The organism is Cytophaga sp. (genome assembly GCF_051961495.1).
GTDB lineage: Bacteria > Bacteroidota > Bacteroidia > Cytophagales > Cytophagaceae > Cytophaga.
Window position 1 is genome coordinate 1 of the sequence record NZ_JBQCDF010000006.1, and the last position, 8240, is coordinate 8240.

The window sequence follows — 8240 nt, forward strand, 5'->3', positions numbered from 1 at the left end:
ACAATAGTTTCAAAAAAAATGGATTCATGTAATATTTCATTAGAATTTAAGAATCTATTTTTTGAATCTGGCGGGCAATCTCTTACTAAGCCTTTGCAGTTTAAATCGATTTATTGATTCAATTCATTCACTTTTTCAATAAAATAAAAGGAGTCCTTTGAATCTATTTTCAAAGGACTCCTTTTAAATATCTATTACTTCAGATGTAATCAATTGCTTTAAAACAATCGATTTTATTGACTAATATTATTTTATCAGGACGATCATACCTGTATATATTTCAGCACCCAAGTGTACTTTTACGATGTAAGAGCCATCCGGAAGATCTAAAGGCACAAACGTATTTCCCGCTTCCAGATTTTTATTAGAAATCGTAGTAATGCTGTTGCCTGTTACGTCCAGAATCTCTATCATTGATTCCATACCTGCATAACGCTGTGTCTGAATATAGAAACCAGGTCGTGTACTTGAGTTGATTGCTACCCCACCCGCTTTGCTTGCCGGCTGAATACCGGTTGTTACCGTAGTGCCGGTGCCGGTTGTTGCTTCAGTTACACGAAGCTGAAGCTCAAACCGGTTCACATCATCTGCTTTCAATCCATTGAATGTATATGCTTCTTTTATTGTACGCTCCACGCCTAGTTTTTTATCCACCAATACATATTCATATGTCTGATCATCATTTGTAATCGTCAATATATACTTACCATCAGCCGGCAATTTTGCAGCCAGCGGTATAAACTTCGCAGAATCCGGTGATGCGTATGAATTGATTGAATACAATTCACTGCCTGCCGTTGTATATAAAGAAGGCATCAATGCATTATTGATAATCTTGTGTGCATCAAACTGCTGATCAAATGCATTTGTTGCATTTTCGTTGAAGCGGATCACCGTTTCGTCATTCTTTGTTGCGGATGAATCCTGAATAAGGATACGAATCACAACATCTGCTGCTGTTCTCAAATATGTTGGATTCTGATTATTCACACGAGCGTCGTTATTAACAGAAACACTTGAATTGCCGCCTGTCCCTGTAAGACCTACCAATACAGCCTGCATCGGTGGAATATATCTTGTTGCTCCATTTACTCCTACACCTGCCACATAACTGGCTACGCGATTGTTTGCAGCATCCCAGTAATAAACAGCATCTCCAACATTGGTCTTTGTCCAGCCCGAAGCATTATCCCAGTCGATTGTTGAAGGATAAGGGTTGGCCACCAACAAATACTTACCCGTTGCTGTATTCGGATACGCAGGACCTGTCAAAGCAAAGGTATGGTCATATGTACCGGTGAAAACCAATGGCGCTGTCGCCGGAAGTGATAGCGAGAACCCTGTGCCCAATGGCATGGCTGTCGTTGAATTTGTAACAGCCGCCCAGTTTTGAGATGAAAAAGTACGGCTATACATTTTCCAGTAAGGGCTTACATAGATCGGTGTCGTTGCCGCTACCTGCGCAGAGGTTACTCCGCTGAATGGTGCGCCAATGTAGTGTGTCTTCGCAACCACAGTATCTCTCCTGCCTGTAACCATACCGGAAATACTACCCAGGTCAGATGAAGAATAACCGATGTTACCCCCATTATCAAAATTGATGGTCAGGTTAGAATTGGTTGTCAACACGCCTTTGCTCAATGATAGTGTACCATTTACAGTCAGTGGAGATTGAAGGGCAACACCCGCAGTATTATTTATCACTGCATTATACAATACCGGCACGCCGGTGATCTTCTGTGCAGTATTACCCTTGAAAGCTACCGTAGAACCTGCAACTGTTGATAATGTTCCTTCATTGATCAGATCACCATACACATTTAACGTTCCTGTTGATGCAACACTTACAGATGCGCCTGAATTGATACGTAGCTTGTAAACAGACATAGTTGTTGCTATTACCGGGTAATAAGGAACACCGGTTGGGATTATGGCAGTATCGGATGCTGCCGGGACAAAACCATAACTCCAGTTAGATGCTGTAGTCCATGCTGTACTTGTTGCACCGGTCCATGAGACAGCACAGATATTGATGGTAGCTGTAACAGGGGTTCTTGAAGCCGATTTACAGCCGTTGGCTACTGCTTCTACATAATAAGTAGTAGTTGACGATAAAGAAGGAATGGTATAATTTTCTCCTGTATATATACTTGATCCGCTTGCAGCTGCTGTATACCAAAGCACAGACCCGTCACTGGCCGCTGCTCTGATTGTAACAGCGCCTGTTCCGCATCTTCCTGATGATACTGTACTGGTGATTGCCGGATTGTTTTTTACCGTCAATACAAAGCTTGAATACAGGACGCTAATTTTTAAAGTTTTTGCTGTTGTACCGCAAGGATTTCCAAATACAGTATTTGTGGCGTCTACCGAAAAGGTATTTTTACCTAAACTTGCAGCTTCAACAATAGATACAGAATTTGCGGCATTACATGCTGAAGTACTTAACGTTGGACAACTACCTGTCGGTGTACCGTAACTCGCAAAGGTAACTTTTGCAAATGTACCATTGCCCGGGGCTGTCATCATTATATACCCGCCTTCGTTTGCAACGCCACACAAGCTGGATGCCGCGCAGATCGTTTCACAGCCGGTTGTACTGTTCCGGATCATAATTACGGCACCATACACGCCTGCTGTTGATGTCAATCCTGTCAATGGTATAGTACCTCCGCTTAATGTTGAATAAGCAACATCTGTAATACCGGCTGCATTCGCAGCGTCAGACCAATTAATTGAATATTGATCCGGTGAATTCACCGGAGATGTATAAGCAACACTTGCAGATGCCTGACCCGCACAGATACTCGGATATGTACCTAAAGTCACAGATGGTTGTCCATTGATGGTAATTGTTTTTGTAGATGTAACTGCAGGACATGTGCCATTTCCTGTTGCAGTTAAGGTTAGTGTTTTACTTCCGGCAGAAATATCTGTCGCACTTGGTGTATAGGTCGCATTCGTAAGTGAGCCCGCATTAGCAATTGTACCGGTACCGTTGGATGTCCAGGTAATTGTGTTATAATCAGCTGCACTTGAACCTGCAGTAATACTCACTGCTCCTGTTGAGGCGCAAGTCGATACTGCAGTACCTGAAGCTACTGAAGCTGCTTTGGTAATTGTTATTGTTTTCGTTGAAGTTGCATTTGTACATGTACCGTTCGCTATAGCCGTAAGAGTCAATGTTACACTACCGGCAGTAATATCTGCTGCACTCGGTGTATAAGTTGCAGTTGTCAACGAAGCCGGATTCGCAAATGTACCTGTGCCGCTACATGTCCAGTTTGTACCACTATTATTCGTAGAGCTTGAACCTGCAGTGATGTTAACTGCTCCTGTTGAAGAACAGGTAGCAACCGATGTACCCGCAACCACTGTTGGCGGTGCTGTTATGGTAACTATTTTTGTGGAAGTAACACTTGCGCAGGTACCATTGCCTGCTGCTGTCAATGTCAGTGTTCTGCTTCCCGCAGTTATATCTGCTGCACTTGGTGTATAGGTTGCTGTTGTCAATGAAGCAGCGTTCGTAATTGTACCTGTTCCGTTTACTGTCCACGAAACGTTTGCGTAGTTTGCTGCACTTGATCCGGCGGTAATGTTAACGGCTCCTGTTGAAGAACAGGTAGCAACCGCTGTGCCTGCAACCGCTGTTGGCGCTGCTGTAATCTTTACAGTTGTTGTAGAAATAACTCCACAGGAAGTTGAGTATGAAACCGTATAGGTCCCGGCAGTACTTGTCCCTGGATTTATTTCACCTGTTGCTGAAACAATTGATAACCCTGAAGAAGATGAGAATGTACCACCGGTTATTCCTAATACCGTAGGAATATCAGACGTTACTGTTTTACAGAATGAAGTAGCTGAATAGCTTATTTTTGTATAGTATACAACAATTGTTACCTGGCCGTTAGCACCATTACCGCCATTACCTGTACCGGCATTACCGCCACCGCCGCCGCCTGGTAAGCCACCTATTGCTCCGTTGGCATTTGTTACGCCACCGTCACCACCGGCCCCGCCGCCAGTTACAGCTGTTCCGCCGGAACTGCCTGAGCCCGGTGTCGTATTTCCTGCATTGTTTCCATTTGCTGCAGTACCTGCAGATGCACCGGCACCTCCACCCGGAGAAGCTGAATTGGGAGCAACGATATCAGAACCATTACCGCCTGAGTAACTCAGATCACCACCGGAACCAGTACCTCCTGCTCCGCCGCTGCCTGAAGGTGTTGCAAAAGATTGTCCACCTGCACCACCTGTAGCAGTTATGGTAGTTGAACCAATAGAAGCTGTTGAAGCAGCGCCGGCATTCCCGTTACCGGAAACCGTTGCACCTGTACCGCCGGTACCTACTGTAACAGTTACCACATCACCGGCCGTAACCGGAATTGTTTTCTGCGCATAACCACCGCCGCCGCCGCCGGTACCTTTAAGGTTTGAATAGCCTTTGGAGCCACCACCGCCGGCGCCCCAGACTTTTATAACAGCAGCTTTAGCACCTGCGGGCATCGTATATGTTCCTGATGCCGATAATGTTGTTGTAATCTGGCCGCCATATACGGTTACCGTATAGGTTGCTGTCGCGCTGGCACAAGGAGCATTTGACACAGTCATTGTAAGCGTAACCGTATTTCCGATATCTGCAGAAGTTGGAGTATAAACCGGAGTCAATGTTGTTGCACCTGAAGTGATAGAACCGGCGCCATCTTCTGTCCATGCAATCGTTCCGTTGCTTGCACTTGCACCGCTAACCGTAGCTGTTGCTGTATGACAAACAGATTGAGAACCACCTGCAGTTGCTGTAGGTACCTGATTGATTGTGATTGTTTTTGTTGAAGTAACATTCGTACATGTTCCGTTTCCGGAAGCAGTTAATGTCAGAATCTTACTTCCAGCTGAAATATCTGAAGCACTTGGTGTGTAGGTTGCTGTTGTTAATGAATTCGGATTGGCTATCGTGCCTGTTCCATTTACCGACCATGCAATACTTGAATAGTTTGTTGCGCTTGCTCCTGCTGTAATATTTACAGCTCCGCTGGTAGCGCAAGTGGAGAAATTGGTTCCGGACACAACTGTAGGTGCTGGAGTAACTGTCAGCAACCCGCTTGAGCTTAATACTGATCCGCACGTCCCTTGTACGAACACGGAATAGGATTTATTGTTTTGTGCACTTGTTACACCTGTTAAAGTAAGTGTTGCTGTGCTTGTTCCGGAATAAATGCCGCCATCGGATAAATTAACACCGGACTCTTTCCACATATATGTTAACCCTAAACCTGTTGCAGAAACCGAGAATGCAGTGGTAGCTCCTGCGCAAACAGCACTGGCTGCCGGTTGTGCAGCAATTGCTGTTGCAGGGTTTACTGTTACCGATACTGTAAATGCACTTCCTGCGCCACAGGAAGACGTCGGTGTAACTGTATAAGTAGCAATAACAGCGCTTGTGGATGTGTTTGTTAATGTTTGTCCGATGGAAGTTTGTCCGCTTGCCTGTGCACTTCCTCCGGTGAAGGAAGTTCCTGATGGCGCTGTCCATGTATATGTAGTACCTGCAGGCACACCTGTAGGTGTAACAGAAAATGCTGTTCCGCTGCATGTCGTAGCGGTTTTAGCTGTAACCGATGGTACTGAATTCACCGTCAGTACAGCACTATTACTAAGCACAGAACCACAGGTTCCCTGTACAAAAACAGAATAGGATTTATTATCCTGTGCCGATGTAGCTCCCGTTAATGTTAATGTCGCGCTTGTTGCTCCGGAATAAATTCCTCCGTTGGAAAGGTTAGCTCCGTTTTCCTTCCAGATATAAGTAAGCCCTGCACCTGTTGCAGCAACGGTAAAGCTTGTATTTGAGCCGGCGCAAATGGTGTTCGCAACCGGTTGTGAAGTTATGGTTGTAGATCCGGATACGGTCACTGTATAATTCTGTGCACCTGAACATCCTCCGGAAGTTACAGTATATGAAATAACTGAAGTACCCGCTGCAACACCTGTGACAACTCCGGATGAACTTATTGTTGCAGCACTTGTAGTTGCGCTGCTCCATACGCCACCGGCAGTAGCATCTGTAAGTGTTGTTGTTCCGCCGGCACAGATCGTATTTGTTCCTGAAATCGCAGCTACAGTTGGAGCATTACTCCAATAAGCTGAAGTAATAGTTAGCGTATTACTGTTATATGTTTGTCCGCTGAGTGTATATTGTCTTTTATAGTAAGTGTATTGCACAGAAGAAGATCCTGTCGCAGTATAATTCTGTGCGGTGGCACCTGATACGTTAGAAAAACCAGAGGTGGCACTTGTTGTACTTACCAACCATTGATAGGTTGCCCCTGATATGGCAACACCTGTCATTGCAACCACTCCTCCACTACAAGTGTTGGTGTTATTTGAGGAAATAAGGTTATTACCGGAACAAGGTCCTGTGGTACAACTGTAACGCTGACCAAAGACAGAACCCTGGTAGCTATCAGCATCCAATGAACCGCTGGTGCTTAATGTACCCGTACCTGTTACATTAGCTGTATTATTGCCGGATTGATAATTACCATTTACATAAACATTTCCATTAATTACAAGACTGCTGTTTGAATCATGCTTAAGATCGCCGCTGACATATAAATTAACACCGGAGCCTACAGTTAATGCAGTACTTCCTGTAAAATAAGCGCCGGCATTTGAAGGCCCTATAATGGTATCATTTCCTGAGCCTGTGTAAGACAACTGCGCTGTACCATCCATCTTAAAACCGCCCCCACGAATCTGCATAGACCCGGCTATGGATACATTTGATGCCGCTGTTTCATACAAACCCAGGAGTGAGGAAACAGAACCGGCGTTTACAATTACCGAACCGCCTGACTGAATATCGAATGCTGTTGTTGCCGTACTATTCACACTGATTGCTGCTGTTCCGCTGGAAGCTCCCGGATTAACAATCAGCTTCCCTCCATTTTGTACAACAACCGAACCATTAGTCGTAGTACCGATTGTAAGCAATCCGTTCACAATAACGGTCGCTCCGGTCTTTATAATTAAAGAACCCGCTGTTGCATTTCCTACAGTTAAACTCCCGGTAAAGGTTGTTATTCCGCCGGAAACAGTTACTGTACTATTATTAGAAATGGTACTCGCTCCTGTATATGTCTGCGACGTGGAAATTGTCTGACTGGAAGTTGAGTTCAGCTGAGCCATTGCCAAAAGGCAGGTGCTTAAAAACAATAACGTAAAAGCTATCTTTTTAAAAACCGGCACGCTGTTGTGTATAAGTGTATTCATAATAATTTGATTACGTTCGTTTACTGCAAACATTTGCTATGCTAAAGAGATTTGACTTATTTTTACAAAGCCCTGTAAAACAGCATCAGATTTTTACAAAACTAACGCAAGTGCCTCAAAATCGGTTTTTTGAACGATTTCAGCAGTATGTAATATGTTCTTATACAAACTGTCTTATTCTTTACAATTGTAAAGTCAAAAGGGAAAAACCAGCTCATTCAGTTAAAAAAACACTATTATTTGTTTAAACAATTATTTATCAAATGTAAGTTTATCCATTAATAAGAGTACGGATGAAAGGAAAGTAAAGAAATAGAGCTAAACCGCTAGGTCGCGTGAACCAGCGGTATTTTAGCAAAACATCAAAAAAAATAGTAGAAACATCTGCAGTGATCAATCTTATCAACTGCAAATGTTTCTACCATATATAAGGACGTATAATCCACTCAAGGATTATACGTATTGTAAGAATCCTGATTAAACCGGCGTTTCTTTATTGTTTAACCAGAACTATCATACCGGCAAAGGTTTCTGAGCCAACATGCACTTTAATCAGATAAGCACCATCCGGTAAATCGAGCGGCACAAATGTTGTACCCGCTCCCAGCTTTTTACCTGCAATCATATCTACACTATTACCTGTAATATCCATGATTTCAATTTCAGCCTCTGAACCTGCATAACGTTGTGTCTGAACATGGAACCCGCCTCCTGCACGTGAACTGATATCCAGGCCTCCGGATTTACCTGTGGTTTGAATACCTGTTGCTGTTGTCCGCAAATGCAATTCAAAGCGGTCCGCATCATCGGCTTGCAGTCCGTTAAATGAATAAGATTTATTAATTGCCTGCTCAACGCCCAATTGCTTATCCAGCAATGTATATTCCAGATCCGGATTGTCATTCACAATTGTCAGCGTATACTTACCATCTGCCGGTAATTTAACTGCTACCGGTATAAATCTTACT

Annotated in this window: 2 protein-coding genes; both read right to left on the minus strand. The window is 43.9% G+C overall.

From position 1 onward, the window contains the following. Positions 1-246 precede the first annotated feature (246 nt). On the minus strand, positions 247-7272 hold the full coding sequence (locus ACTHJT_RS00580; protein ID WP_440235610.1) for a beta strand repeat-containing protein: 7026 nt from the start codon (positions 7270-7272) through the stop codon (positions 247-249). 493 nt (positions 7273-7765) lie between these two features. Beyond that, on the minus strand, positions 7766-8240 hold a 475-nt coding region (locus tag ACTHJT_RS00585), incomplete at its 5' end, for a hypothetical protein (RefSeq protein WP_440235611.1).